Annotated in this window: 22 protein-coding genes and 2 pseudogenes; 11 read left to right on the forward strand and 13 right to left on the reverse strand. The window is 33.8% G+C overall.

What is annotated here, in order from left to right:
• Positions 1 to 24: 24 nt before the first annotated feature.
• Positions 25 to 1,500 carry an MDR family MFS transporter gene (locus ACFWDE_RS19460; protein ID WP_377894072.1) on the reverse strand — a complete coding sequence of 492 codons (1,476 nt, stop codon included), beginning with the start codon at positions 1,498 to 1,500 and terminating at the stop codon, positions 25 to 27.
• Between the two features lie 141 nt (positions 1,501 to 1,641).
• Between ACFWDE_RS19460 and ACFWDE_RS19465 the strand changes: the two genes are divergently transcribed.
• The gene (locus tag ACFWDE_RS19465; protein WP_377894074.1) at positions 1,642 to 2,217 is read left to right on the forward strand and encodes a TetR/AcrR family transcriptional regulator; all 576 of its coding nucleotides are present in this window, start codon (positions 1,642 to 1,644) and stop codon (positions 2,215 to 2,217) included.
• Between the two features lie 172 nt (positions 2,218 to 2,389).
• Here the strand turns inward: ACFWDE_RS19465 and ACFWDE_RS19470 are convergent, their stop codons facing one another.
• The 3 genes from ACFWDE_RS19470 to ACFWDE_RS19480 all read right to left on the reverse strand — a co-directional run bounded on the left by ACFWDE_RS19470 (position 2,390) and on the right by ACFWDE_RS19480 (position 3,919).
• Positions 2,390 to 2,545, reverse strand: coding sequence for a hypothetical protein (locus ACFWDE_RS19470; protein ID WP_377894075.1), 156 nt, complete (start codon positions 2,543 to 2,545; stop codon positions 2,390 to 2,392).
• A gap of 166 nt (positions 2,546 to 2,711) precedes the next feature.
• Positions 2,712 to 3,371: a PspA/IM30 family protein gene (locus tag ACFWDE_RS19475; RefSeq protein ID WP_377894077.1), complete on the reverse strand. Its 660-nt coding sequence runs from the start codon at positions 3,369 to 3,371 to the stop codon at positions 2,712 to 2,714.
• A gap of 2 nt (positions 3,372 to 3,373) precedes the next feature.
• A complete protein-coding gene (locus ACFWDE_RS19480) occupies positions 3,374 to 3,919 on the reverse strand; it encodes a hypothetical protein (RefSeq protein WP_377894078.1) in 546 nt (181 codons plus the stop codon).
• Between the two features lie 389 nt (positions 3,920 to 4,308).
• On the opposite strand from ACFWDE_RS19480, the gene ACFWDE_RS19485 reads away from it, so the two are divergent.
• Entirely contained in the window at positions 4,309 to 5,196 is an 888-nt protein-coding gene (locus tag ACFWDE_RS19485; protein ID WP_377894080.1) for a DMT family transporter, read from the forward strand.
• A gap of 144 nt (positions 5,197 to 5,340) precedes the next feature.
• Here ACFWDE_RS19485 and ACFWDE_RS19490 read toward each other — a convergent pair whose 3' ends face one another.
• Complete coding sequence (locus ACFWDE_RS19490) at positions 5,341 to 6,108, reverse strand: TSUP family transporter (RefSeq protein ID WP_377894082.1); 768 nt, start codon at positions 6,106 to 6,108, stop codon at positions 5,341 to 5,343.
• 109 nt (positions 6,109 to 6,217) lie between these two features.
• Here ACFWDE_RS19490 and ACFWDE_RS19495 point away from each other — a divergent pair, with 109 nt between their 5' ends.
• Positions 6,218 to 7,003, forward strand: a complete 786-nt coding sequence (locus tag ACFWDE_RS19495; protein WP_377894084.1) for a TrmB family transcriptional regulator — start codon at positions 6,218 to 6,220, stop codon at positions 7,001 to 7,003.
• Positions 7,004 to 7,166: 163 nt separating this feature from the next.
• Here ACFWDE_RS19495 and ACFWDE_RS19500 read toward each other — a convergent pair whose 3' ends face one another.
• The 4 genes from ACFWDE_RS19500 to ACFWDE_RS19515 form a co-directional block, all read right to left on the reverse strand.
• Entirely contained in the window at positions 7,167 to 7,334 is a 168-nt protein-coding gene (locus ACFWDE_RS19500) for a hypothetical protein (protein WP_000169779.1), read from the reverse strand.
• A 43-nt stretch (positions 7,335 to 7,377) separates the two neighbouring features.
• Positions 7,378 to 8,664: a replicative DNA helicase gene (gene dnaB, locus ACFWDE_RS19505; RefSeq protein WP_377894086.1), complete on the reverse strand. Its 1,287-nt coding sequence runs from the start codon at positions 8,662 to 8,664 to the stop codon at positions 7,378 to 7,380.
• A complete protein-coding gene (locus ACFWDE_RS19510; protein WP_377894089.1) occupies positions 8,661 to 9,521 on the reverse strand; it encodes a DnaD domain-containing protein in 861 nt (286 codons plus the stop codon). Before ACFWDE_RS19510 ends, dnaB begins: the two co-directional genes overlap by 4 nt.
• A gap of 196 nt (positions 9,522 to 9,717) precedes the next feature.
• On the reverse strand, positions 9,718 to 10,044 hold the full coding sequence (locus ACFWDE_RS19515) for a phosphoribosyl-ATP pyrophosphohydrolase (RefSeq protein ID WP_377894091.1): 327 nt from the start codon (positions 10,042 to 10,044) through the stop codon (positions 9,718 to 9,720).
• Between the two features lie 354 nt (positions 10,045 to 10,398).
• Between ACFWDE_RS19515 and dndB the strand changes: the two genes are divergently transcribed.
• From dndB to dndA, 5 genes are read left to right on the forward strand one after another with little or no spacing between them, the layout of a single operon-like run.
• Positions 10,399 to 11,496, forward strand: a complete 1,098-nt coding sequence (dndB, locus tag ACFWDE_RS19520; RefSeq protein ID WP_377894093.1) for a DNA sulfur modification protein DndB — start codon at positions 10,399 to 10,401, stop codon at positions 11,494 to 11,496.
• Entirely contained in the window at positions 11,496 to 13,064 is a 1,569-nt protein-coding gene (dndC, locus tag ACFWDE_RS19525) for a DNA phosphorothioation system sulfurtransferase DndC (protein WP_377894094.1), read from the forward strand. The genes dndB and dndC overlap by 1 nt, the downstream gene beginning before the upstream one ends.
• Positions 13,065 to 13,079: 15 nt before the next feature.
• Entirely contained in the window at positions 13,080 to 15,071 is a 1,992-nt protein-coding gene (gene dndD / locus ACFWDE_RS19530) for a DNA sulfur modification protein DndD (protein ID WP_377894095.1), read from the forward strand.
• Complete coding sequence (gene dndE, locus ACFWDE_RS19535; RefSeq protein WP_377894096.1) at positions 15,068 to 15,448, forward strand: DNA sulfur modification protein DndE; 381 nt, start codon at positions 15,068 to 15,070, stop codon at positions 15,446 to 15,448. The genes dndD (ACFWDE_RS19530) and dndE overlap by 4 nt, the downstream gene beginning before the upstream one ends.
• Before the next feature lie 4 nt (positions 15,449 to 15,452).
• Positions 15,453 to 16,574 (forward strand): cysteine desulfurase DndA, encoded by a 1,122-nt coding sequence (gene dndA / locus ACFWDE_RS19540; RefSeq protein ID WP_377894097.1) that lies wholly within the window; start codon positions 15,453 to 15,455, stop codon positions 16,572 to 16,574.
• 114 nt (positions 16,575 to 16,688) lie between these two features.
• Here the strand turns inward: dndA and ACFWDE_RS19545 are convergent, their stop codons facing one another.
• From ACFWDE_RS19545 to ACFWDE_RS19555, 3 genes are read right to left on the reverse strand one after another with little or no spacing between them, the layout of a single operon-like run.
• Positions 16,689 to 17,072 carry a hypothetical protein gene (locus tag ACFWDE_RS19545; RefSeq protein ID WP_377894099.1) on the reverse strand — a complete coding sequence of 128 codons (384 nt, stop codon included), beginning with the start codon at positions 17,070 to 17,072 and terminating at the stop codon, positions 16,689 to 16,691.
• 1 nt (position 17,073) lies between these two features.
• Positions 17,074 to 19,083, reverse strand: coding sequence for a DNA sulfur modification protein DndD (gene dndD, locus ACFWDE_RS19550; protein ID WP_377894100.1), 2,010 nt, complete (start codon positions 19,081 to 19,083; stop codon positions 17,074 to 17,076).
• A 5-nt stretch (positions 19,084 to 19,088) separates the two neighbouring features.
• Positions 19,089 to 19,274 carry a hypothetical protein gene (locus tag ACFWDE_RS19555; RefSeq protein ID WP_377894102.1) on the reverse strand — a complete coding sequence of 62 codons (186 nt, stop codon included), beginning with the start codon at positions 19,272 to 19,274 and terminating at the stop codon, positions 19,089 to 19,091.
• 108 nt (positions 19,275 to 19,382) lie between these two features.
• On the opposite strand from ACFWDE_RS19555, the gene ACFWDE_RS19560 reads away from it, so the two are divergent.
• The 3 genes and pseudogenes from ACFWDE_RS19560 to ACFWDE_RS19570 form a co-directional block, all read left to right on the forward strand.
• Entirely contained in the window at positions 19,383 to 22,313 is a 2,931-nt protein-coding gene (locus tag ACFWDE_RS19560) for a PD-(D/E)XK nuclease family protein (protein ID WP_377894104.1), read from the forward strand.
• Positions 22,276 to 23,730, forward strand: a pseudogene (locus tag ACFWDE_RS19565) (UvrD-helicase domain-containing protein); the annotation flags it as partial. The gene ACFWDE_RS19560 and the pseudogene ACFWDE_RS19565, both read left to right, overlap by 38 nt.
• Positions 23,731 to 23,769: 39 nt before the next feature.
• Positions 23,770 to 24,306, forward strand: a pseudogene (locus tag ACFWDE_RS19570) (3'-5' exonuclease); the annotation flags it as partial.
• A gap of 42 nt (positions 24,307 to 24,348) precedes the next feature.
• On the opposite strand, the gene ACFWDE_RS19575 reads toward ACFWDE_RS19570, so the two are convergent.
• The gene (locus tag ACFWDE_RS19575; protein WP_377894105.1) at positions 24,349 to 25,539 is read right to left on the reverse strand and encodes a nuclease-related domain-containing protein; all 1,191 of its coding nucleotides are present in this window, start codon (positions 25,537 to 25,539) and stop codon (positions 24,349 to 24,351) included.
• Positions 25,540 to 25,591: the final 52 nt, after the last annotated feature.

The raw sequence follows: 25,591 nt of genomic DNA on the forward strand, positions 1-25,591 counted from the left end.
AAAGATGTCTTTTTTATATGAACCTTAATTCTCATTCTGTAAAACCTGCGTTGCCTTTACTCCCTCTTTTTCTTCTTTTAAGAACAAAGATACGATAAAAGCAATAATGATAAAGATTAACCCTAGTGTAAATGCACCTTGGAAGCCGGATGTTAAACCGTTTAACTTCTCTACTGGGTCCATTGGATTTGCGGAGCTTTCCATATACTTAGTTGTTCCTGAAGACATTTTCGAAATAAAGATAGCCGTACCAATTGCGCCAGCTACTTGCTGTAACGTATTAAACAGCGCTGTTCCGTGCGGATATAGATCTGGTGTTAATTGATTTAACCCATATGTTTGTGCTGTTATTACAAACATGAGTCCAACCATTAATACACTATGCATAATAATAATTTGCACCATTGATGTATCAGGAGTAATGTCTTTAAATAAGAACATTGCAATCCCTACTAACACAATGCCGGGAACGATAACAACTTTCGGGCTAAATTTATCAAATAGTTTACCTGCGATTGGCCCCATTATGGCGCTAATAATACTTCCTGGAAGCATTATTAGTCCTGATTTAAAGGCTGTAACGAGTAAAACTGTTTGCAGAAACATCGGTAATAAAGTCATCGTTGAAAATAACGACATCATCACAATGACGATTAATCCAACTGATAATGTAAACATCGGAAATTTAAATGTACGTAGTTCTAAAATTGGATTATCGATTTTTAATTGTCGCACGATAAAAATACATAGTGCTATAAGCCCAACAATTAAAGTGCCATACACTTTCGGATCGGACCATCCTAAGTCACCTGATGCACTAAAGCTATACACAAGCCCGCCGAAACCTAATGTTGATAAAAGAATAGATGGATAATCTACTTTCGGTCTTGTTAACTCTGAAACATTTTGAATGTACTTCATTCCAATTACAATAGAAATAATTACGATTGGAACGACAAAGTAGAATAACCAGCGCCAATTCAATGAATCAACGATTACTCCAGATAATGTAGGACCAATTGCTGGAGCTGACATCATCACAAGTGCGATTAACCCCATCGTGGCACCACGTTTTTCAGGCGGACAAATAATTAAAATCGTATTCATTAATAACGGTGAAATTAACCCCGTCGCTACTGCTTGGACGATACGGCCGACTAATAAAACGGAAAATGTTGGTGCGAATCCCGCAATTAATGTACCGACTAAAAACGTTACCATAGCGATCAAAAACATTTGTCTCGTTGTGAGCCATTGCTGAAGTAACGCTGTAATCGGTACTAAAACACCAACAACTAGCATGTATGCTGTAGAAAGCCATTGGATTGTTGAAGCTGTTACGTCAAATTCTTTCATTAATACAGTTAACGCATTACCAAGTAACGTTTCGTTTAATAACGCAACCATCGCCCCTAGAAGTAATGCAATTAAAATGGGGGTATGTTTCATTTTAGACGTATCAACTTTGCCACTTGCGGGGCTCTTAGTTGTTATATTCATGTATTGATTCTCCTCCTGTTTTTTCTCCAAAAGCTTTATAGAAGCCTGAACACATGTAATATAATATACATATGTAGATTAAAAAGGGAGAATCAATTTTCAGCCATTGTATATTTAATCTACAAAAAAGGAGAAGTGTAGATGAACGATAATGAAAAACAACTTGATTTACGTATTAGACGTACACATAAATTACTATGGAATTCCTTATTTGAATTAATGACGCAACCAAAACAAAAATATAGTGCCATCACCATTAACCAAATATGCGATCGTGCGATGGTACACCGAACAACCTTTTATAAACATTTTGAAGACAAAGATGCTTTATTAGCATTTGGATTTAAACGATATAGCGAACTGATTGCTGAAATACCACTTTTAGATCGATTAAGCAAACCATTTCAAGTGATGGAACGATTCCTGCATCATGAAGAAATCTGTAAAATGTTTGAGGCGCAAATGTCTGATGAACAATTTATTAGCCGTGTACATTATTTAAGTCATGACACAAGAAAGCAGGAAACGGAAGCATTAAATCGACTGTGCAAAAATCATACGATACCAAACGATTTAATTACCGAATTCTATTCCGGGGTAATCACAACATTAAGTGCGTGGTGGTTTCAAAATGAAAGAAAAGTTTCTGCAGCAGAAATGGATAGGCACTTCCATCAACTCATTAATCGGAATATTTTTCAGTTTGAAAAGGAATAGTATTACACCTTTTCAATCATGTAATCAAATTGACCATAAAATAAGAATATGATATATTTTCGGTAGAATACTATATAAGTGTGACATCGAATGAAATTGCGTATAATAAAAGAAGAGATGCGCTAACATCTCTTCCCTAACTGCTACCGCCTAGGGTGGTGGTTATTATAAGTTATTTCTTTTTGCGGAACCCACCCTTTTGCTTGTGACGGCGCGGAGTGGGTTTTTTGTTGTCCTTATCCAGGAACTGCTTCCGCAAAAAACACGCTGAAACTTCGCGCACAGTCGCTTTCACAAACTCTTTTACAAGATCAAACAAAAACTCCATATTATCACCTCCTTTCCTTCCGAATAGAAAGAAGGGATAACCCTCCACCCTCACAATATGCAGTTAACTTTATTTTATCAAATGATTGTAAAGATATTATGTTAATAAAACAAATGAAATTTTACATATAAAAAAAGCCCTATGAAAAAGGGCTTTTTTGCACATACTATTTATTCTCTTTTAACTTCTCTAACTCCAGCTGTACTTCTTCTTGCAAATTTTGATCTAACACTTCTTGTTGATTAGGAGACTTCAAATTATAAAAATAGTTACTAGCAGCTGTTTCTGCTTCTAGTTTTTGCACATACGATTCAATGCGTGCAAAGCCTTTCGCTGTACTTTCTGTATGGAACGAATCAATTGCTCTGTTGCTCTCTTTTATCGCTTGTGCTGCATTTAACCGCGAAACAAGAACTAGTTCTTTATATTGCAACTCTCCATATTTCTTTTGCAATTTGTCAATTTGTTCATAAATCGTCGCTGTTTGCTCTTTTGTTATTTCGTACTGCTGGCGATATAGCTCCGCTTTTTTCTCATTTACAATCTTTTCTTGCAGGGCTAACTGCGCCATTTGATCTTCTTCGCGTGATACTGCAAGCTCAGCTTGACGAGTTCTCTTCGCAATAAGAGCATCCGTTTCTAAAATTAATGATTCATATTTCTTTTCTAAATAATATTGATGAGAAAGTGCTTTTTCAGCCTTCGTAATTTGCTGTTCTGTTTCACGAAGATATTGCTTTAACATGCTAACAGGTTTTTCTATCTTATCTAACGTTTGATGCACATCCGCCACTACAATATTTTTAATACGTTTTAAAATACCCATTATTACTTCTCCTCCTTACGAATATTGCGTTCCCATTGATCTAAAATATCTACTTGTTTTTGTACTTGAAAGTCGCTGTATACATCTATATCAGTTGCCATTCTTTTTTCTTTTAATTTTTTATATACCCAAACAATCATTGCAACAAATGCAATCATCGGAAGGACTGGTAATAAACCAATAACTAGGAGCAATATGCCTGTCCATTTTTTAACCGTATTCCCTTCAGACTTACGAATCATGAACCAGCCGAAAAGAACAAATCCAAACGCTAACAGGAATGGTATAAAGAATAAACCTTCAAACTCTTTTTCATGGTGTTTTTCATGATGCTGATTTCGCTCAAAGTTATTAAACTTTTCTTTTTGCGCGACGAAAGCTTCCCTTTCTTTATCGTGAGAAACAGTATACGCCGCTTGCTTATGCTTCTCATGGTCCCACCTTTCAAACTTCATACTATGTAATCCAAACAATAGTAATGCCAGAAGTAACGGAAGGATCAAAATCCATTTTAACCAACGCAATTTTTTACGCTTATTCTTTTTCATCTGTTCACCACCATCTATCATTCGTTTTGAGATAAGTAAAAAATGTATTACCTCCCTTTACCTTTGATACATATGAGTGTAAAACTTGGACGTGAGAAGAGCATGAAAGAAACATGATGAATATATGAGAAATATCTAAAATTTTTCTCATAATTATTCCAAAACGAAAGAACCCAACTTCTCCATATCAAATAGAGAAATTGGGTTCTTTTTTCATTATTTCTATTTATTTTCGAAACTCACATACCAATCTTCTTCAAATCCAAACTTTCAATAATTGAATGGAGAAAAAAGAGTCGATAAATTTTTGTTCCAAATATTCAGAATTAATATTAAAATAAACAATGGGGCCACGGGTATTACAAATTATACATAACGAGGGAATAGAAATGAAAATTCAATTAAAAGCTGATTTAATGCTACTACTAGTTACATTTTTTTGGGGTGCATCCATCCTACTTACAAAGCTTGGACTTGATGGCATAGAAGAATATAATTTAATCGCATTACGATTTATTATTGCCTTTCTTTTATCAGGTTTAATATTTTACAAACACTTATTCAAAGTCGATTTTAAAACTGTAAAATATGCTTTTATACTAGCTTCCGTTTTATTTATCGTCTATATTTTCGCGACTTTCGGTACAAAGTATACAAGTGTGTCTAATGCTGGTTTCTTACTATGTCTCACAGTCATTTTCATTCCAATATTATCAGCTATATTTTTAAAACACATTCCTGAAAAGAAAGTTATATTAGGAATTGTGTTAACGATAATAGGAATTGGCTTATTAACATTAACTAGTGAATTCAAGATTGGTAACGGCGATATATTTTGCATACTGTCTGCCTTATTTTATGCGATTCACGTCATCATTACTGGAAACGTAACAAAACATGTGAATTCAATTGCACTTGGGGTAATACAACTTGGTTTTGTCGGCCTATTTAGTCTTATTTTTTCATTAGTTATGGAAACCCCAAAACTTCCTGGCACTATCGACTCATGGCTAATAATCTTAGCCTTAAGCATATTTTGCACCGCAGTCGCATTCATTGTGCAAGTTATTGCCCAGCAATACACCACTCCCACACATACAGGTCTTATCTTTTCATTAGAACCTGTCTTTTCCGCAGGGTTTGCCTTCTTCTTCACAGGTGAAACGCTCACAGGTAAAGGGTACTTAGGGGCGACGCTTATATTAGTAAGTGTGTTGATTGCTGAGGTGGATTTTAAGAGTTTGTTGAGGCCTAATTATAAGAAGAATGTGGAGTGAGTATTTTATTAAGATAGATGAACATACCCCGAAAATAGTCGTTTGTATTATTTTCATTCTCTTAACTTAAATTTTCTTTTAAATGAGCTTTTTTTTAGATGCTATCTTCGAATGAGGTAGCATCTAAAAAATGTTCAAAATTACTTAATGAATATAATCGTAAAGATTTTTCGCTAACAATAAACAGGTTACTGTAATGAAAAGAGCACGAACATACCCGCTTCCTTTTTTTATAGCAAATTTGGAGCCAACAATCCCTCCAGCAATTTGAGCAATCCCCATTATAAAACCATACACATAGTTTACTTGCCCTACATACATAAACATCAACAATGCACCAACATTACTTCCTAAATTAAGAAGCTTCGCATTACCTGCTGCTTTTAAAAAATCATACCCAATAAATAAAAGAGAAAACATTAAAAACGAACCTGTGCCAGGACCTAGAAACCCATCATAAAAACCAATAATAAAAATAAAAAAAGTAAAAATAATGAAGTGTTGACCGGACAATTTCTTATGAGTAGAAACACTCCCCCAATCCTTTTTGAATATCGTATAAATAGCAACCGCACCAAGCATGATCAGCATCAATGGCTTCAGTACTTCTGGGTTCATTAAATGAACGATCCATGCCCCTATTATGGAACCTATGAAAGTGAGTGGAAATAATTTAAACGCCGATTTCAAATCAAGATTACCAGAACGATAAAACACAATATTACTAGTTGCACACCCCATTGTCGACGCTAGTTTATTCGTAGCTACTGCACTTGCTGGATTCAATCCTGTAAATAATAAAGCGGGTAAGGCAATGAGTCCTCCACCACCTACAACTGAATCAATAAATGCGGCTAAAAATCCAAAAGCAATCAAAATAATTAATACTGATGGGTCTAAATAAAAATCCATTTTATCAACCTCCCCTTAGTCACTATTTGAATAGTAACTAATGATTTGCTATATGTAAAGAGTTATTGTAACGTTAAAATATAAAAGCAAACATCGGAGGACGAAAAAAGTGGACTACATAGTGCAACAGCTTAAAAAAATTGGTTTTAATGAATATGAAGCTAAATCTTATGTATCTCTTGTTAAACAGGGGCCTGTTACAGCCTACCAAGTAAGTAAGGATTCAGGTATCCCAAGAGCGCGAATTTATGAGGTTTTGGGTAACCTTGTAGAAAAAGGAATTGTCATGAAAGAAGAAATAAATGACACCACTCGCTATTCACCTCTACCTGTTGAAATCTTTTTACAAAAGGCGCAATCAGAATGGCAGTCTACTTATGAAGTAATCAGTGATTCATTAAACAAACTAGAAACTTTCGAGGAAAAAACAGATAATCGAGTGATTACTTTAAAAGACAATAAAACAATAATTAGCTACTGTCAGGCATTAATAAAAAAAGCCCAAAAACGTATTGTCATTTCAATGTGGGATGAGATGTATGAAGCGTTAAAAGAGGAACTATCTGAGGTAGCTGATAAAGTTACAGTACAAGGTATTACCCTGCATGTTGAAAATCCCATTAAAAATCTAGAAGCCCATCGTATAACACCTTATACAGAAACCCTGTCTACAGAACATTGGTTTATTTTATCGATAGATTCTAAAGAGATGATTTATGGACCATCACTTGAGGAGCGTAATATTGCTTTTTATACAGATGACCCCGTTCATATATACCTATTAGAGGATTATGTATGGCATGATGTGTTAGTGAATCGACTTGTCCAACGTAGCCAAGATAATTTGGAGCAATGGATTACTACAGAGCGAAAATCCTTCTTTATGGAAAAATAAGAAGCATATTCAAGAGCAACCCAAAAAATTTGCGTATTAAACCTAACAACTTCTCCGTACAAAAATAGCCGACTATTATATAGTAAATAGTCGGCTATTTTTATATAAATTTATACAGACGCTGCCATTTTCCCTTTGCGGAATATTCCCATTAACCCAGCGATTAATGAGATAAACGCTTCTCCCACTCTTTCACCTTCTCAATTGTTACATCTAATTTCTTAGCCACTTCCTCTATACTCATTCCCTTAAAGAGCATTCCAGCTGCAGAAAGAGCTTTATCAATTTCTTCTTGCTTCTCTTGCTCATATAAACGACCTACTTTTGTCATCCGTAACCACTCCTTTACCTTTTATATGCCTTCTTCTATTTTATCATCCAATCTCCACAAACCGCCCAAACTCCTTCAAAAACCTCAATTTAAAACTCCCCACAGGTCCATTCCGATGCTTCGCCACATGAATCTCCGTCATCTCTTTCTGCATCGTTTCCTTATCATAATAATCCTCTCGATACATAAGCATAATGACATCCGCATCTTGCTCAATTTGTCCTGTCTCTCTTAAATCAGATAAAAGTGGTCGCTTATCTTGACGTGACTCTACGGAACGAGACAATTGCGACAATGCTACTACACAAACATTTAAATCACGCGCTAACAACTTAAGCTTACGAGAAATCTCACTAATCTCTTGAAATCGATTACCCTTATGCTTCGAATCGCCCGTAATAAGCTGCAAATAATCTACAATAACTAACAGCTTTTTATCACCGTGCTTCCTCTTTAACTTACGAGTCTGCATCCAAATATCTTGCATTGTAACGCCTGCCTTATCATAAATCTCAAGTGGCAACTCACCAATTTCCGCAAACGCCTTACTCACCTTTTCCCAGTCCTCTATCGTAAAACGATGCTTCGGATTTTTCAGCCTACCTCCTGACACTTCACCCGCGCAAGACGCCAGCCTTTTTAACAATTGTTTACTACTCATCTCTAACGAAAACAACCCAACCGCCGCTCCAGACTTCGCCGCATGCAGTGCAATATTTAACGCAAACGCCGTTTTTCCCATAGAAGGACGCGCTCCAAGAACGACAAAATCCCCTTCCTGCAATCCGCACGTCATCTTATTTAACGATGTATAACCCGTCTCAATACCAGTATTCTCTTTCGTATCTTGATGAAGCTCCTCATATAGCCCAACTAACGCATCCTTCAAATCAAACTCACATACATAGTCCTTTTCCTCTAACTCACAAAGCGCCGTAATCGTCTCACCAATAATTTTCTCATTCTTCTCCGCAATAAGACGCTCTCCCATCTTGTGCCCGAGAACGCCAGCCTGATACATTTTCCATGCACCTCGAACAAGCCCCTCATAATAAGAAAAGTTACTAGTCGTAGGCACACCCTCTATTAATGCTATAAAATACTCCATTCCCCCGATATTCTCCAAAAAATTTGGATTCATCCGAGAAACGAGCGTCACAAGATCAATAGGTTGCCCCTCATCTTCAATTTCTCGCATTAACCGAAATATAGACTTATGCACCGGCATAGAAAAATAATGCTCCGTCAAGCGGCACTCCTTAATAAGCTCTCCATCAATTAAAAGAGAACCTAAAACCGTCTTTTCCGCCTCCACATTTTGAATACTCATGGACGCCACCCGCGTTCAGTTAAGAACCGCTGCAACTCTTCCTCTGAAGGCGCATTCTTCTCCCACTCCTCACACCTCGCCAAAAACTCCTCCGTCTCCCCCGTGCTAACAGACGACTCCTTCTTCCTAAACTGAGCCGTATCCGCCTCAACCTCAGAAACCTTCGTAAATCCCTTCCCGTGCCAACCACGCAAAATCCCCTTCACATAAGCAACCGTCCGCTTATTATTCTCATGCGCAATTTGAAGAGCCTTCAGCACAAGCTCCTCTGACAAATCAACCATCCACGCACTCAGTTCCTCTACCGTATGAGGAGACAAACTACCAAAATGTTGTTCATAAAACGTGAACACCTTACTTCCCGTTTCCTCCTCTATAACCTCTTCTTCCACTGTTTCCTCGCAAACTGGATCAACATCATCCATAACCAAATCACTAGGCATACCGAAATGTGCTAAAAGCATCGGAACATTCAGCTCCTCCTCCGCACACTTCTGAAGAAACATATGTACAAACTCCTTATTCTTCACACCCTTAAGCTCACGAAGCACACACTTCTCCACATTCGTATTCGTCACAGGATTATAACGAAGCCAATTTAAAATAAATAACTCCCTCGTCTCCGCATCATAAAGAATCTTTCCATAATCAATGAAGCGCTGCACTAACTTATCAACAGTCTCCCTGTTATAACCAGTCTCCATCTCAGCTAACCGCTTCGGAAACGGAAAAATCCCACACTGCGTTGTCTTCGAACAAGTTAACAAATACACATAAAAATACCGCTCCTCCGGCGTCAAATCCAAAACAAAATCATCCTGCCAAAAATTCACCTGCACATTACGATACACCGCCATCAAAGTTCCTCCCGTCTCCATTCAAAAATGAAAATTCCTCTTTGTACTATATATAGGAAGGAGGGGCGGGTTTTTGGCGTGTTATTTCAAATTTTTTTTTGACTACTACTACGGTTTTTGTTTTTGTTTTTGTTTTGTTGTGTTTTTTCTTAGTGATTTATTACTTGGTAGGGGCTTGGTAGGGGGTTATGAGGGGCTAGTTATCGGTTACTTTGATTAAGAAGACTCGATCTGAGAAACCACCTCTTTCTTCTGCTTTCTTTTTACGGATGTTGTTGATTTCTTCTAGTGTTGTGCCTTCGTGTTCGGCTAGGGCGTTTATTAGTTCTAGTAGGTCGGATAGTTCTTCGAGTCTATGTTCTTTTGTTGTTGCTTCTAGGTATTCGGTTAGTTCTTCTTGTGTTTTTTTGCATAGTTCTTTTATGTAGTCTTCTTTGGGTAGGATTCTTGTTGTGGGTGTTTTTCCGTTGTTTTTTATTATTTGTGGGATTTTGTTTCGGATTAGTTTGTTGTAGGTTGGCATGGGATTTTCCTCCGTTTGGTTTTTCTTCTATTATAATGGAAAAGCAGTTTAACTAGTTGTTAAACTGCTGCATTGCTTCTTTTATGCTGTAGTGATGAAAAGATTCCAACAATAGCTGAGAGTAGTAGCATGATGGTCATGCTTCTTTTTTCTTGAATGGTATTTTTCATATTTGCTTTCTCTCCCTATTTGTTATGTCTTCTTTAGGTTAGGAATTGACATTAAGGAAATTTCAGCACCATTAATGGAAAATATTAAATTTCATATAATCGAGTTACTATTCTTGCCGAACACTTGTATCTATTTTATAATAAAAAATATAAATTACGTACGTAAAGAATGGAGATGTAATAAATGGATTATGGTTTTAGCTATAACTTCCCTGCTTTACGTGGAAAACAAGGTGGTAATGAGTACTTTGTTGTAATGTGTCCTTTACGCTTAATTCCAAAAATTTTTCTATTTGATGAAGAAGAAATCCCTGCTGAACATCGAGCCCAGAGGATATTAAATAAAATTAGGATCCCAGAAATCACAAATTATATTATTGAGAATCAAAATGATTATGTTTTTTCATCCCTTACTGCATCTATAGATGGTGATATCGAATTCCAGCCATTTAGTTCGGACCAGTCATTTCAAGATTTAGGACAACTTCGTATCTCCCTGGATTCTAAGTTCCTGATTAATGACGGACAACACCGTAGGGCAGCTATCGAAGAGGCGATAAAGCTTTCACCAGAGTTAGGACATGAAACGATTTCAGTTGTGTTCTATCATGATCAAGGTCTAAGAAATTCTCAGCAAATCTTCTCCGACCTTAATAGGCATGCAGTCAATACAACTTCTTCTATTGGTATCTTGTACGATCATAGAGATAAATTGGCATTAGTCACAAAAGAAATTGTAGAGGAAAACAATTTATTAGTCAGATATACCGATAAAGAAAAAGTAAACCTATCAAAGAATTCACCGAAGATTCTAGCGCTGAATCATATTTTCAATACAAACCTTCGCCTACTAGGAAAAACAAAAGGTGACTTAATTACAGAAAATGAAGAACAATTCTTAAAAGAATTCTGGAACCTTCTTTGTGATACAATAGTCGAATGGAATTTAGTTTACAAAAAAGAACTAAGCCCCCGTGAGCTCCGAATGAACTATATTGTTGGACATGGAGTATTTATTGAATCTGTCGGTTTAATAGGAAAATATGTTTTTGAAAAACATCCACAGGATTGGAAAAAATACATCTCTCTATTAGCCGATATCGAGTATAGTCGTTCTAATACTTCTGATTGGCTAGGACGAGCTTTTAATGCAAATGGTCGTATACAAAAAACAAAAGAAACGGTCACTTTAACTGCAAACAAATTAAAAGAAAAATTAGGTCTTCCTCTTACAGAAGGAGAACAAAAGATAGAAGAGAAATTCCAGTTAGGAGCATCATAATGTTAAATAATCTCATTACTGACTTATTAAATAATAAAAATGACTTTGTTTCGGAAGCGAAAGAACATATAAAAAAAGTTTATCTTTCTGACGACCGTCCCTGGGTTGTTGGTTATAGTGGTGGAAAAGATTCCACAGTCGTCGTTCAACTTGTTTTCGAAGCTCTATGTGAATTACCTACAGAGCAATTACACAAAAAGGTGTATGTAATCTCCTCAGATACATTAGTAGAAACACCGTTAATTATTCAATCGATTAATGTTACTTTACACAGAATCCAGGAAGAAGCTTTAAAACGCGATTTACCTATTGAAACCCACAAAGTAAAACCTAAATATGAGCAATCATTTTGGGCGAATATTGTTGGAAAGGGCTATCCATCACCAAATCAACAATTCCGCTGGTGTACTGATCGCTTAAAAATCGAACCAGCAAACGCATTTGTGATGGAAAAAGTTTCTACGTTTGGTGAAGTAATCATGGTCCTTGGTGTACGTGAAAATGAAAGTGCTACTCGTGATAACGTTCTTAAATCCCATACTGTTGAAGGTAAAGATTTAATGCGCCATTCTACGTTAACAAATGCATATGTTTTTGCACCAATTAGACCGTTTAGTTTAAATAATGTGTGGGACTACCTACTAGAAAACCCTTCTCCTTGGGGGAATGATAACCACGAATTGAATAAACTTTATCAAGATTCAAGTAGCGGTGAATGTCCTCTTGTTGTTGATAAAACAATTAAAGAAAGTGCTGGTTCATGTGGAAACAGTCGTTTTGGTTGTTGGGTTTGTACAGTAGTAAATGAAGATAAAGCCTTAAATGGCTTCATCCTTAGTGGATCTGATTGGATGAAACCTTTACTAGAATTCAGAAATTGGCTAGCTGGGATTCGTGATAATCGCAACTTCCGTATGAAATATCGTAAAGGTGGTCAAATTTACTTTAATACGTTAAAAACTGAAACAAAAGATGATATTGAATATGTTATTATCCCAAAAAAATCTAGCCGCCCTAAACAACTTATTAAATTAGAAGAATTTACAATTTTAGAAAAGGACGAGCTAAAATTATACGTTGATCAAAACAACATTGATTTAAGTTCTTCTGAGGACCCTAAAATTTTAGTCAAACTTGAAGATAATCAATTCGGACAACTAGGTTTAGGTCCTTTTACACTGGAAGCAAGGAAAGAGATTTTACGCAGACTTCTTATTGTCCAAAGAGACTTAAAACATCCAGACGAGGAGAACTTTGAATTAATTAAAGAGGAAGAACTCCGAATCATTCGTCGTTATTGGTTAGAAACTGGTGATTGGGAAGATGCTTTACCTAATATCTTTAAAGAAGTAATGGGGCATGACCTAGATTGGGAATATGATGATCGTCCATTATTTGATAATGAGCAAATTACTGATTTAGAAGTATTATGTAGTAGATATAATGTTGACTTTAAAGCATTAAAGAAACTTATATCATTGGAAAAGAATTTTGCAGGCTATAAAGTCCGTCGTGGTTTAATGCAAGAAATTGAAAAAGTACTAAAGCAAGATTACTTACATTTGTAGGGTGAGGTTAAATTTATGTTAATTGAACAACTAGAATTAGAAAATATAGGAGCATATACGGAAAGAAATACCTTTGACTTGTCTATTTCCTCTCCTAAGAAAAAAGTTATCTTAATAGGTGGCGAAAACGGTGCTGGAAAAACAACGTTTTTAAACTCCATCAAACTGGGGTTATTTGGTTGTTTTGGATATGGATATAAGACGGAGAATAATGATTACTATAAACGCGTCCATGGGTATTTAAACGCTTCTGCTCGTAAAGATCAAACAAATCCTTTTAGCATTACAATTACGTTCAGTGAAGTAGAAAATTTCAAAAGACACGTTTATACTTTCAAAAGATCCTGGAATATTTTAAACAGCGCTGTAAAAGAAAAATTCACTGTAAAAAAAGATGGACAGTATCTAAATGATGTAGAAAAGGATATTTTCGAATCAAAACTGAGAGAGAGTTTCCCACCTAAATTATTTGATCTATGTTTATTTGATGGAGAGGAAATTTCAAAAATTATAAATGAAAATAAGTTATCATCTTATTTGAAAGAACTATCTACTGTCATATTCAACTTAGATTTATTCCGAAATTTAGAAGGAGATTTGACCAATTATCTACAACAAGAAATTGATCAAGAGCACCTTTCTTCTATAGAAAGTGAAATTATTTCACTTCAGCGTCAAGAAAAAGAGCAAACTTTAAAAATTAAAGCTCTCGAAGACACAATCAATGCCGCTAAACAACAAATAGAAGAATCGAAAGAGTCATATGCTTTACTGAAAAAAGATTTTGAAACACACGGTGGTTTAATTAAAGAAGAACGTGAAACATTAAATAGACAAGTACTGGAGATCGAATCTCACCGTAAAGCTAATTCCGAAAAAGTTCGAGAATTTATTCAGACCCTGTTACCTTTCTATCTAAATAAAAATTTATTATTAGCTACTAAAAACCAATTACAGAATGAAGAAAAACAGTCATTGGCAAATCAATTAACTGCAGAGTTGACTGATGACCGTGCTCTGGAACTAGCTAAAAGTTTACCTGGTGTCTCATCCCCTGATGATTTAGCAGTTGAATTAAGGAAACAAATTTTTAATATTATTAAACCTAACGATACAGATGTTGAGTATATCCATCGAGTATCACCTGCACAACGCACACAATTTGAAGTAGCAGCACAAAATGTTGAAAGTGAGTCTCACGACACATATATTCAATTGCTTCAAGAGAATAGGCAGAAATTACTTCAATCGCAAGAACTTAGAAAGAAAATTTCTACTAATGATTCAACAAATGAATTCACACAAATGTTAGAAAATATGACTCAAACACAAGAGAAAATCTTTAAATTAGAAAAAGAAGTAGAAGAAAATTCAATTGTTTTAGAATCACGCCAAGAGGCTTTAACAGCACTAAAAAACACAATTGATTCAAAGCAACATGTAGTACAACAAAGTAATAAGACGAGAAATACATTCTTAATAGCACAAAACATTATGAAGTTAAGTACAGAGTTTCAAATGCTACAACATCAAAAGAAATTACAACAAGTACAATTTGAGGCTACAAAAATGCTTAATAAGTTAATGCGCAAGCATCAATATATTTCTTCTCTACGCATTGATTCTAGTACATTTGAAGTAACTTTATATGATAGTAATCGTGACCATGTAGCAAAAGAAACACTCTCTGCAGGTGAGAAGGAAATCCTATTACTATCGTTAATATGGGCCATGTTTAAATGTTCTGGACGTCGTGTTCCATTTATATTTGATACACTTCTGGGCCGTCTTGATCAGACACATAAACATAATATTTTAGTAGATTTCATCCCTGCTTGTGGTGAACAGGTCTTAATCTTATCAACCAACTCCGAAGTTGATGAAAAACACTACAATTTATTAAAAAACTTTGTATCCCATGGATACTTATTAGAATTTGATACAGAACTACGAAAAGTGAATATTTCAGATCAATATTTCAACTTTAATAAGGGGCAAGCAAAATGAACTACCGTTTAAAAATATCTAAAAGAGTATCGGATAAACTTAAAGAATTACAAGCTCCTACTAATTTAACACCTAATATTTTAGCTCGTTTAGCTGTTGGCTTATCTTTAACTGATCCAACAGTCCCTGAAATTTTAAACGATAAAGAAGCTGGTGGATTAGAAATCAATCGCCACACACTAACCGGGGATTATGATTTCATTTATAAATGCTTAATTACCCAACATGCTGGACGTGAAGTATCTGATGATGAATACTTCCCCACTCTATTCGATGCTCACCTAGAACGCGGGATTAATTTATTAGAAAGTGAGTACAAGCATGCTGGAAACAACGAGAAATTCTCAATGAACTTACTAAAATACGGTAAGGAGTGATCCTATGCTTTATCTTGATAATAGTGCTACAACACAATTATTACCTGAAGTTAAAGAAACAATGCTACCCTATTTACTTGAAGAATTCGGAAATCCTTCGAGTAAATATTATGGATTAGCACAAAATGCTAAAGACGCTGTAGAAACCGCAAGAGCACATGTAGCTCAATTATTAGGTTGTGAAACTGATGAAGTAATTTTTACTAGTGGTGCTACAGAAAGTAACAACTTTATTTTGAAAGGCATCACTCATTTTCATAAAGATAAAGGCAATCACATTATTACTTCTAAAGTAGAACACCCTTCTATTATAGAGACTTGCAAATTTTTAGAGGAGAACGGGTATAAAGTCACCTATCTTGATGTAGATCAATATGGAAGAATAAATTTAGAAGAACTAACAAGCGCTATTCAAAAAGAAAAAACTCTTCTCGTTTCAATTATGTGGGGAAACAACGAACTTGGTTCTCTAAATCAAATAAACGAGATCGCTAAAATCTGTAAAGAGAATGAAGTATTCTTCCATACAGATGCTACACAAGTAGTTGGAAAAGTACAATTCTCTCTTTCAGACATAGATAGTATAAACTTTTTATCCTGCTCTTCTCATAAGTTTCATGGTCCAAAAGGTGTTGGGGTAACCATAATACGTAAAGATAATTTAGGATTACCAATCCAAATTACCCCTCTACTTCATGGTGGTGGACAAGAGCGTGATATACGCAGTGGCACACTACCCGTCCATAATATTGTCGGAATGGGAAAAGCTGCAGAAATCGCATATATTAATTTAGAACAAAACATCTATAAATTAAAACAACTAGAGAATAAATTAACTGATATTCTAAAAAACAAATTCCAAAATCATATTGAATTTAATAATGATATCCAAGATAAAATACCTGGAATTCTAAGTGTTATATTCAAAGGTGTAAATAATGAAACACTTGTAAGGACCCTTTCCCCAGTAGCTGCTGTTTCTACTGGTTCGGCTTGTAGCTCAAGTAAACCAAGTCATGTATTACAAGCTATCGGGTTGTCTATGGATGATTTACGTTCTACTATTAGATTCTCACTTTCTTCAAATATATCTTTAGATGAATTAGAGGTATTTCAGAAATTGTAGAAAATTCAATTAGAATTTAATAATTATTAATTTAAAACAAAAAAGGGCTTAGCTCATAATATAATGAGTTACGCCCTTTTTTATTATTCTCATATACAATTTACGAATTCTTGTTTATGCTTTACTGACTAAAGTCAAAATATAGTTATCTAAATTAGACATAGAACTGATCTCTTGCTCCATAATTTCTAATCCTTCTTCAATAAACAATAACATAAACTCATCTATCTCTTTGCCATCTAAAGTTTTTCCAATTTTATTTATAATAAGGTGCTTAAACAACAAATATTCTTCTCCCTTAGCTATAACACCATTTGGAATGACAAATTTAGATGCTTTTCGTTCTTTTTTTTCTGGTATCCCATTATATTCCCTTACCCCTTTTGCAAATGCTATTCGCAAGGCATTAGGACGTTTCTCCTTCATATCTAACTCAATCATCACTTGATGTAGAACCTCTTCTCCATGTTGTGATAAGGTCATTCTACCATTCGCCATATTACATCACCTTACTAAATTGAAAGTAGCCTTCCTTAATTTTTGTTACTCTTTCTTCATCATCATATTCTAAAAGATACGACTTTTCCACAAATGGTTCTATTGTTTCAGCAAAATCCTCTGTGACCTCTGTATCTGTTGAAAGAATGATAACTTGATCACTTAAATTTGTAAAATAATAATCTACAATATTCCTTCTATGTACACTATCTAAACGAGCAAGTGGTGTATCAATCACAAAGGGAACTTTTGCTCCAGACACTTTTGTTAATGCCCAAATCATAGATAATGCTATCAACTGTTTTTCTCCTTCAGATCTTGACATTAAATCGATTTCCTCACTAAATTCATTAAAAATACGGAGTGTATAGTCCGCAGGACTAAATTGAATTTCAGCAAAATCGGATTTTCTAAATAAAGAACTTAATATCGTTTCGATTTCTAATTTAAGTTGATTAGCTTTTAACACCGTAACATTTTCAATAAACTCTTGTGTAGCACTGATATAAAGGTTTAACAATTCAATTTTTTGTTCAATTGGTCCTAAATCCTTCTTAAGCTCTTGTTTGCGGGACATTTCATTTCTAAGATTCGTCCGCCGATCACGCAATCTAACTAGATCTTGCCCTAAGTTACTTCGCTCTTTACGTAAACTTCCTAATTGCTCAGAAATTTGTGATAAGTTATCATCAAATTCAACTGTATTAATTTCTTCTGGAGCATCCCCTAGCTCCCTATTTAATTTTCCAAGTTCTTCTTGAATCTTATATTGTTCATCAAATAATCGCTTTATATTACTTGAATTAACATTATAACTAATAAGTTTACTATAATCCCCTGGTGAAATATCATGAAGGATTTCAATATCCTCACTAATAAGTGCCTGTTGTATTTTATTAAGTTGTGCCCAAATCTCTTTTCCATTTGTATATAACTTTTTCTTTTGATTTGGTAATAATGGTGGGAAAAGATCCGTTTTCAAAACCTTTTGCATAAAATTATCATAGGATGAAAAAGTACTCTTTTCCCTTTCCTTCGCATTAATATATTCCTTCTCTTTATTCAATCGTTCTTTTAAATCTTTGATAAGTGGTAATAAAATATAATTTGGGAGAGTTTCTCCACCAAACTTCTCAATTTTCACTTTTACCTCTACTAATTCTCGCTCTTTATTACCTATAACTCGATTAATTTGTTGCTTAGTTCTACTATTTTCTGCAATTTTCTTTCTTCTTTCTCGTTCTACTACTTGTTTTTCTCCTTCAAGATCTTTAATTTGTTGAGAAAGTTTTTCTTCAAATGATTTTTTCTCATCATATTCCTCAGTAACCGCCGTAAGCTCTTCAATAATCGCTTGAATTTCTTCGTCTTTTACTAATTTCTTTAGATTTTTAGTACCTTCATCAGAAATATGGTTTAAATCCTGAAGTAATTTATTGTACAGCTCCAGCGAAACAATTTTTTGAATAGCATCAATAGTTTCTTTTTTATCATGTTCTCCAACAAGATCTCTAATTTTCTCCGCATCAAATATGAAAAAAGGAGCAACATCTATTGGGATACGCTGATCAACAAAATCATTAAATTCTTGTTCAGAATTAGTGATTTCTCTAATTATTTCCCCTTCTTCGCTTAATACATATATATTCCTGGTTTCAGAAATATCATTTCTTCTCTCATCATATGTAAATTGAACCTTTATTGCGTAAGAGCCTGTATGATCATGAATTCCTAGTTCAATAGAGCTCTCAACCCCTCCTTCATTCCTATATGTTGTATTAATAGAATTTTGTCGTATTTCATCATATTCCTTTTTTGAAAATTTTCTTCTTCCATAAAAGCAAATATGTATAGCATTAATAAGAGAGGTTTTTCCTGCTCCATTAAGACCACCAACTAAAACTATATTTCGCATATAAGGAGAATCATTGGGTTCTTTCGATTGAAAATAAATAGTCTGATCTCCATAATAAGGTCGATAATTTTGAAATCTTAAATATTTAAATAGCACTTAACTCACTTCTCCTTGATTGTTAAATTTTTCATAATTTGTTCAGACAATTGATTATATATTCCAACTCTTCTACTTAAATTACGATCCGCAAATTCTTTTTCTATATTAAATAATTGTTTAAATGTGTCTTGATTTATATTGTACTTTTCGCATATCCCGTTCAATAAATCCTCTTCATCTTTATGCATACTTCTTCCTCCTTACTACTATATAAAACCCAAATTTCACCTATACATTTTAGAAAATCTTACTATAATTATAAAAGAATAGTAAATAAAATACTAGGAGGTTAAGAATTGAAAGTCTATTGTTCTCCCTATACAGAAAATATAGAGTTATTTATAAAAAAATCTTTCAATTTAAACAAGAAAGTACTGCATATTGTGCCTACGTTAATTTTACATAAAAGAAGAAATAATTTTTATATTAAAGACGTTTTACATCCATATCTACCAAATAGATTAAAAGCAATGAATATAAATGATTTAAAGGAAGCAATTGATAAATATGTTACGTTAAATGAAATGGATCAATTTTTAAGATCTTCCATCTATAAATTAAATCGAAATATACTCTCTAAAAATGAGTCTTCCATTATTTTAGAAAGGCTATTGACCGAAGATAAAAATACAAATAACCTAGCATGGACTTCAACCATAAACGACCTACTTACTTTATTTTTTCAGCTATCAGAATCAGGCTTATCATTAGATGAGATAGGGCTACTAGAAAATAGTAAACAATGGGGGCATATAACAACTATCTATACTCGTTACATAGAAGAACTAAAAAATTTAAACACAATAGATATTGGTCTTGCATCAAGCATTGCCTTAGATGAAATGGATCTATCTGAATATGATGAATTAATTATGGATGGTGGTTTTCTACCTATGTTACCGAAACACCATCGTCTAATTAAACGCTTTGTAGAATGCGGAAAACCTGTAAAGTTTTTCATTCCATTTGATATGAAGAATCCTAACAACCCTGCCTTAGAGGCACTAAAAATAATTTATGAACCTTATCAGCCAATAAAAGATTGGATATGTATTCAGGAAAATACAAGATCTTCTTCTTTTTTCATTAACACATTACCAAAAATAATCTTTCAAGATGCAGGGCCAGCGCGGTTAGATCGCACCTTTCACTTATTAAAGTTCGCAACTCTAGAAGAAGAAATACATTATATCATTAGGAATATAAGTATTTTAGTAAAGAATGGACAAGCTGATCCAAGGAAGATTGCTATTGTGACATCAAATCCGATGGAAATGCGTCCGTTAGTTCGTGAAATATCTGAATTATATGGCTTAGATACAGATATTCCTGAACGTCCTCTCTTACACTTACCTAAAGGAAGAGGAATAAAAAACCTAATCGATATCTTTGTAGATAACAGGAAATTTGAACATAGTCATTATCTTGATTTAACAATGGTAAAAGACTTGCTTCAATCCAGCTTATTTAAAACGACAATTGATTTATATACTTTGGTCAAAAAATTAGAAGCTTTCTTTAATTACAGCAATACTTTTGAGCAATGGTACAATAAAATAGATGAATTACTAGAAGCAAAGAGACAAACTGACATTAGAGAAAATAAATTCCACCCTATACTGACTATCACCGCCGATGACTTATTACACTTAAAAGAGACAATAAAAGATTTTGAATCCTTAAGTATGCAAATTTTCAGTTCAACTAACAAGACGATAAATCAGCATACAAAGCATATTATTGAAGTTTTAACTAGTCATTCTAAATTGAATCCAATAGATGATGAGATTTTAGAAAAGATTACAAATGTTAGTGAAGCTATGGAGACACAAACTAATATTCAAATTAGTCCATTGGAGTACGGAAAAAGGATTTCATCTTTCTTTATTGAGCCTGAAGATAAAAATGCAGATAATATTAATAAAGAAGACAATTTTTCTAAAGAAGTTTTAGTTACTGGGCCTAATAACATAGAATTCCAAAATTATGAATATGTATTCCTTTGCCGATTTACACAGGACATGTACCCTGAACCACAGCGTCATACGTGGCCAATGACAATAGAAATTGAAAGAAACCTTCTCAATAAAGTCACCAAACAATATTTTAGCTCGAATCGATCATTAAGTCTTTTTTACCTAAATCGCGGGTTATACCATTTTTACTCTGTATTACATTCACCAAGTAAACAGTTAACTATCTCATATTCAGATGTAAAAGATGGAATTAAACTTTCTCATGCTCATTACCTACACGATATTTCAAAAGTATTCGGTATCGAAGAAGGGAATCGCTTAGAAGATCGCTCACTACCGTGTTTAGAACATTTATTAATGCAATATAAAGTATTAAAGCAGCCAGATGAATTTTCGCTACTATTCCATGATGAAACAACGCCTGAAGTAGTTAACTCGAACTTTCAAACTACATCTTTAAGCATAGAGGACTTAGCGGTGTTTAAGTTCTGCCCAAAACGTTTTTATTATGAAAAATCTTATCCAAATGAACGTATTTATACAGACCATTTCCATCTCACTTCTTATGCTGCTGCTATTTTATATGAAGCTGCCGTAAAAGAAATGGTTGCTAAATATCCTGAGTTTACGGAACAAATTGATACAAAAAGAACATATCATACTATACTCAACCATATCCCTGTCTATATTAGCTTAGCAGAAAAAAACATTTCTCTTCTCTTTCCGCTTAGCAGAAGGGAATGGTGTGACATTAGGGCTAAAACCAGTTTTAGATTGGAAAATTTATTGAAAAATATTTTCTATAACCCTTACTTAAAAAAAACACAAATATCAGGCTATAACAATATAAGAATTAAACTTTCTATAAATGATGAACCTGTAAGTAAAACATATAAAGGGATTACCCTTCATGGGATACCCAATTTAGAAGTTTGTTATAACAATGCCATGATCCATCGATACTCTATCTCTAATCTTAAAGATTTTCTTTCACTTAGCTCTTCAAAAGTCACTGAAAGTGAACGCATGGAGCAAATTAAACAATGGTACTTTGATACTAGAAGACAACTTTTTAAAAAAGGACAACCTTTAAATCGTGATATAAATGATCTAATAGACACCATCTTCTCAGGAGAATTTAGTAAAATCCCTGGGGGGCACTGTACACATTGTAACTTTTATAGATGGTGTCAACAAAGGGAGGTTAATAATAATGTCGACATTAACAACCGAACAGGTACAAGCGATTAATGAGAACTCTAATCTCATTTTAGTAAAAGCCGGCGCTGGTACAGGAAAAACAGAAATCTTAACTCGAAGAGTTATAAGACTTCTAAAAGACGATCCAAATCTTAGCATTCAAGATATGGCTATCATTACCTTTACAAATAAAGCTACCGAGAATTTAATTTCTCGCTTAAAAGAATATTTATATCAATATTGGAAAAACGAGAAAGATCCTAAACAAAAACAAAGGTTTCGGTACGAATTAGAAGGGTTAAATACTGCTTCTGTTTCAACTATTCATAGCTTTTGTAAAGAAATTTTAGACTTTTCAGGTCCCGTTTCTCTTGATGATTTTTCATATTCTCCATGTTTTCGTATCTCATCAATGGCCCTTTCAAGAGCTATTGATGATGCCCTTGAACAATGGCTAGAAAAAAAACAACGGGAAAACAAACAGATCCAGCACCTCACTATCATGCCGGTTCATGAACTGAAGAAACAAGTAAAAAAAGCCTATACTATGATTCGCTCTAAGGGATTAGATTTTGATGCTGTAGTAGATAAAACAAGAATACAAATGTTATTAGAAGTAGGAGACACCCCCAGAAAATTAAAAGTTGAACTCATAGAAATACTTACTAGTATTAAATACTTGCATAATAAATATAAACTACAATCTTTAGATACCGACGACCTTTTAGAATACTGCGCTAAAACACTAACGAGACGCGAGGATATAAAAGAACAAATTAAAAAAAAATATAAACATCTGTTTATCGATGAATTTCAAGATACGTCTGCATATCAAACAGAAATTATAAAATCTATCTGTCCAGGTGATCAAACAGGCCCTAAACTCTTTGTAGTTGGAGATATAAAACAATCTATTTATAAATTTAGAGGAGCAGACTTAGGCTCTTATTCAAGTGTCGAAGAGTGGATAGAATCTAATGGCAAGGTCCTACATTTACGTACTAATTTCCGCTCTACTCCAGAGTTAGTAATGTTCGTCAATCAAGTTTTTGACAAAATATCCAAAGATGAAAACAAAAAGTATGATTTCTATCCTGAATCATTACGCCCAAGAATAAAACAGGGGAATATAGATATTAGTAAAGCTCATGACTGGATATTAGCACCTAATTCTTCAGGACAGTCAAACTGCTTAGTTGAATTTTTAAAAAAACAGATGCAAAATAACGTAGAACTTAATAAATTCACTATTCTGTTCCGTAGTAACTATGAGGTAGTAGAGTATAGTAAAATTCTAACAGAGGCTAAAGTTCCCCATAAACTTATTGGCGGTGGAGATTTATTTAATCAACAAGAAGTAGTTGATATTTATAAATTAGTAAATTTCATTATTCATCAGGATTCACAAATTAGACGCGAGGAAGCACTGCAAACGATCTATTTTCAGAGCGATACAAACCTCTTCCAAACGTTTCTTGATTCTATAGGAAACATTCATTTTGAAAAAATGACTCCTGCCCAATCACTAGATTTCATTTATAAGAAAATAAGAATTAAAGATACAAGAAATCTAAATATAAAACAAGTTAATGCAAATCTAAATAAATTAAAAGAATTAACGCGGAGGATAACTCAAAATGAAAATTTAAATTTATACCACTTTCAAGACTGGTTATTAAGCATGATTTCATCTCATCATGATGAACCACAAGCCGATATAAAACCAGATGATGAAGATGATAAGTGTGTAACATTAATGACTATTCATAAGTCAAAAGGTCTCGAATTCCCTATCGTCATATTACCAGAGCTAGATAAACAGTATACACAAGCTGTTTTGCGCCCCAATATTATATATGATGAAAATACTGGTTTAGAAATTGCGTATAAGCAGTACTATGGTGAAAATAAAAATAGTACTACTTTCCCTTCCACTAAGTATGGGGAGAAAGTAGTAAATTTAGAGAAAGAGCATTATAGTGAAGAATTAAGAGTACTTTATGTTGCCCTGACTAGAGCAGAAGAAAAACTTATTTTAATTGGAGATCAGGAGTGCCCGCCTTCTAGAATTTGCTTCCAAAATTGGTTACTGAAAAAATAATCTCCATGAAGAGCTTATTTTTTCAGTAACATTGGTTGAACTATTAAAACTAACATATGTGAACTTTTGAATACTAGTCTCTTTTATAGTGACTAGTATTTTACTATACGTTTCCACTCCCCTAATTTGATTAAAATCAATTATAAAAACATATTTAAAGATAGCTTTAGATCTTTCCAGTTGTTCAAACGATAATAAGTTTACTTTCCTTGTTTTTACAATCCCCTCTTCTATAGGTATTCCCATTTCTGATAACACTTCTCTTACTTGTTTTACCAATTCTTTCTTCAAAATCCTTCTATTTTCATAAAAAACTATAGCAATATTGTTTAATTCCTTCTCCCCGACATTATATAAATGTCTTATTTCAGTGGAGACAAATAATAATTCATCTATAATAGAATAAAATTCATTTACATTAAACAATAAATCATGTATGTTAGATAAATTTTCACAGGCATTTTCTTTTTTATCATCCCATGATAAAAAAGAAAATAGTTGAGCAGCCGATTCATTATTATCAGTTACTGGTACACTTGATCCAGCTATTTTTTTTACTTGTTCCTGTGTTGTAATTTGTAACTTAGGATACAACTTCGATTTAATTAATGTCGCCTCAAATTCTGTAAGTTGTGGTATCAAGAAATATGTCCTGAAAATATTATGTAATTTCTCTTGTAAATGTTCTTCATCAAGTTTTAAGAATTCAGAAGTAACTATACTTTCTAATGGGATAACCCGATCAACTCCTAGAGAAACAATATCCTGCTTAGTAAGATTAGTAAATACACATATGGGCACTACAGGAATTTTTAATTTCCCTGAAAAAACTGAGCTATTTGTCAATAATGGTTCTTTTGCTAAGAAGTCCATAACTGTAAATGTATAATTTCTAGCCTGTGTATATGGGGAAGATAAATGAACCTCCCCTCTTTCTCCTTTTATCATCCACTCATTAGGAGAGACAGTTACAATAGTAGATCTTCTATAATCCTTAATTTCAAGAACCAATATCCCATACTGATCATTAAATAGAAGCAAATCCGGTTGCCTATTTACAATTAATGGTTCATAAAAGAGAGTCCAAGATTCATCTAAATTGCTAGTAAGAAATTCAATTACTTGTTTCTCTCCTATTGTTCTTGGCTCTGGTGAATCTGGATATACATTAGCCATAAGTTTTCACCCTTAATTTTATTTTATAATAAAAAAACATCTATATTATTTC

Source organism: Bacillus sp. NPDC060175 (assembly GCF_042728695.1).
Classification (GTDB): Bacteria; Bacillota; Bacilli; order Bacillales; family Bacillaceae_G; genus Bacillus_A.

Bases quoted from the DNA above. Each gene is read 5' to 3' on its own strand.
- ACFWDE_RS19460 (WP_377894072.1), bottom strand. From the start codon at position 1,500: ATGAATATAACAACTAAGAGCCCCGCAAGTGGCAAAGTTGATACGTCT.
- ACFWDE_RS19465 (WP_377894074.1), top strand. From the start codon at position 1,642: ATGAACGATAATGAAAAACAACTTGATTTACGTATTAGACGTACACAT.
- ACFWDE_RS19470 (WP_377894075.1), bottom strand. From the start codon at position 2,545: ATGGAGTTTTTGTTTGATCTTGTAAAAGAGTTTGTGAAAGCGACTGTG.
- ACFWDE_RS19475 (WP_377894077.1), bottom strand. From the start codon at position 3,371: ATGGGTATTTTAAAACGTATTAAAAATATTGTAGTGGCGGATGTGCAT.
- ACFWDE_RS19480 (WP_377894078.1), bottom strand. From the start codon at position 3,919: ATGAAAAAGAATAAGCGTAAAAAATTGCGTTGGTTAAAATGGATTTTG.
- ACFWDE_RS19485 (WP_377894080.1), top strand. From the start codon at position 4,309: ATGAAAATTCAATTAAAAGCTGATTTAATGCTACTACTAGTTACATTT.
- ACFWDE_RS19490 (WP_377894082.1), bottom strand. From the start codon at position 6,108: ATGGATTTTTATTTAGACCCATCAGTATTAATTATTTTGATTGCTTTT.
- ACFWDE_RS19500 (WP_000169779.1), bottom strand. From the start codon at position 7,334: ATGACAAAAGTAGGTCGTTTATATGAGCAAGAGAAGCAAGAAGAAATT.
- dnaB (WP_377894086.1), bottom strand. From the start codon at position 8,664: ATGAGTATTCAAAATGTGGAGGCGGAAAAGACGGTTTTAGGTTCTCTT.
- ACFWDE_RS19510 (WP_377894089.1), bottom strand. From the start codon at position 9,521: ATGGCGGTGTATCGTAATGTGCAGGTGAATTTTTGGCAGGATGATTTT.
- ACFWDE_RS19515 (WP_377894091.1), bottom strand. From the start codon at position 10,044: ATGCCAACCTACAACAAACTAATCCGAAACAAAATCCCACAAATAATA.
- dndB (WP_377894093.1), top strand. From the start codon at position 10,399: ATGGATTATGGTTTTAGCTATAACTTCCCTGCTTTACGTGGAAAACAA.
- dndC (WP_377894094.1), top strand. From the start codon at position 11,496: ATGTTAAATAATCTCATTACTGACTTATTAAATAATAAAAATGACTTT.
- dndD (WP_377894095.1), top strand. From the start codon at position 13,080: ATGTTAATTGAACAACTAGAATTAGAAAATATAGGAGCATATACGGAA.
- dndE (WP_377894096.1), top strand. From the start codon at position 15,068: ATGAACTACCGTTTAAAAATATCTAAAAGAGTATCGGATAAACTTAAA.
- dndA (WP_377894097.1), top strand. From the start codon at position 15,453: ATGCTTTATCTTGATAATAGTGCTACAACACAATTATTACCTGAAGTT.
- ACFWDE_RS19545 (WP_377894099.1), bottom strand. From the start codon at position 17,072: ATGGCGAATGGTAGAATGACCTTATCACAACATGGAGAAGAGGTTCTA.
- ACFWDE_RS19555 (WP_377894102.1), bottom strand. From the start codon at position 19,274: ATGCATAAAGATGAAGAGGATTTATTGAACGGGATATGCGAAAAGTAC.
- ACFWDE_RS19575 (WP_377894105.1), bottom strand. From the start codon at position 25,539: ATGGCTAATGTATATCCAGATTCACCAGAGCCAAGAACAATAGGAGAG.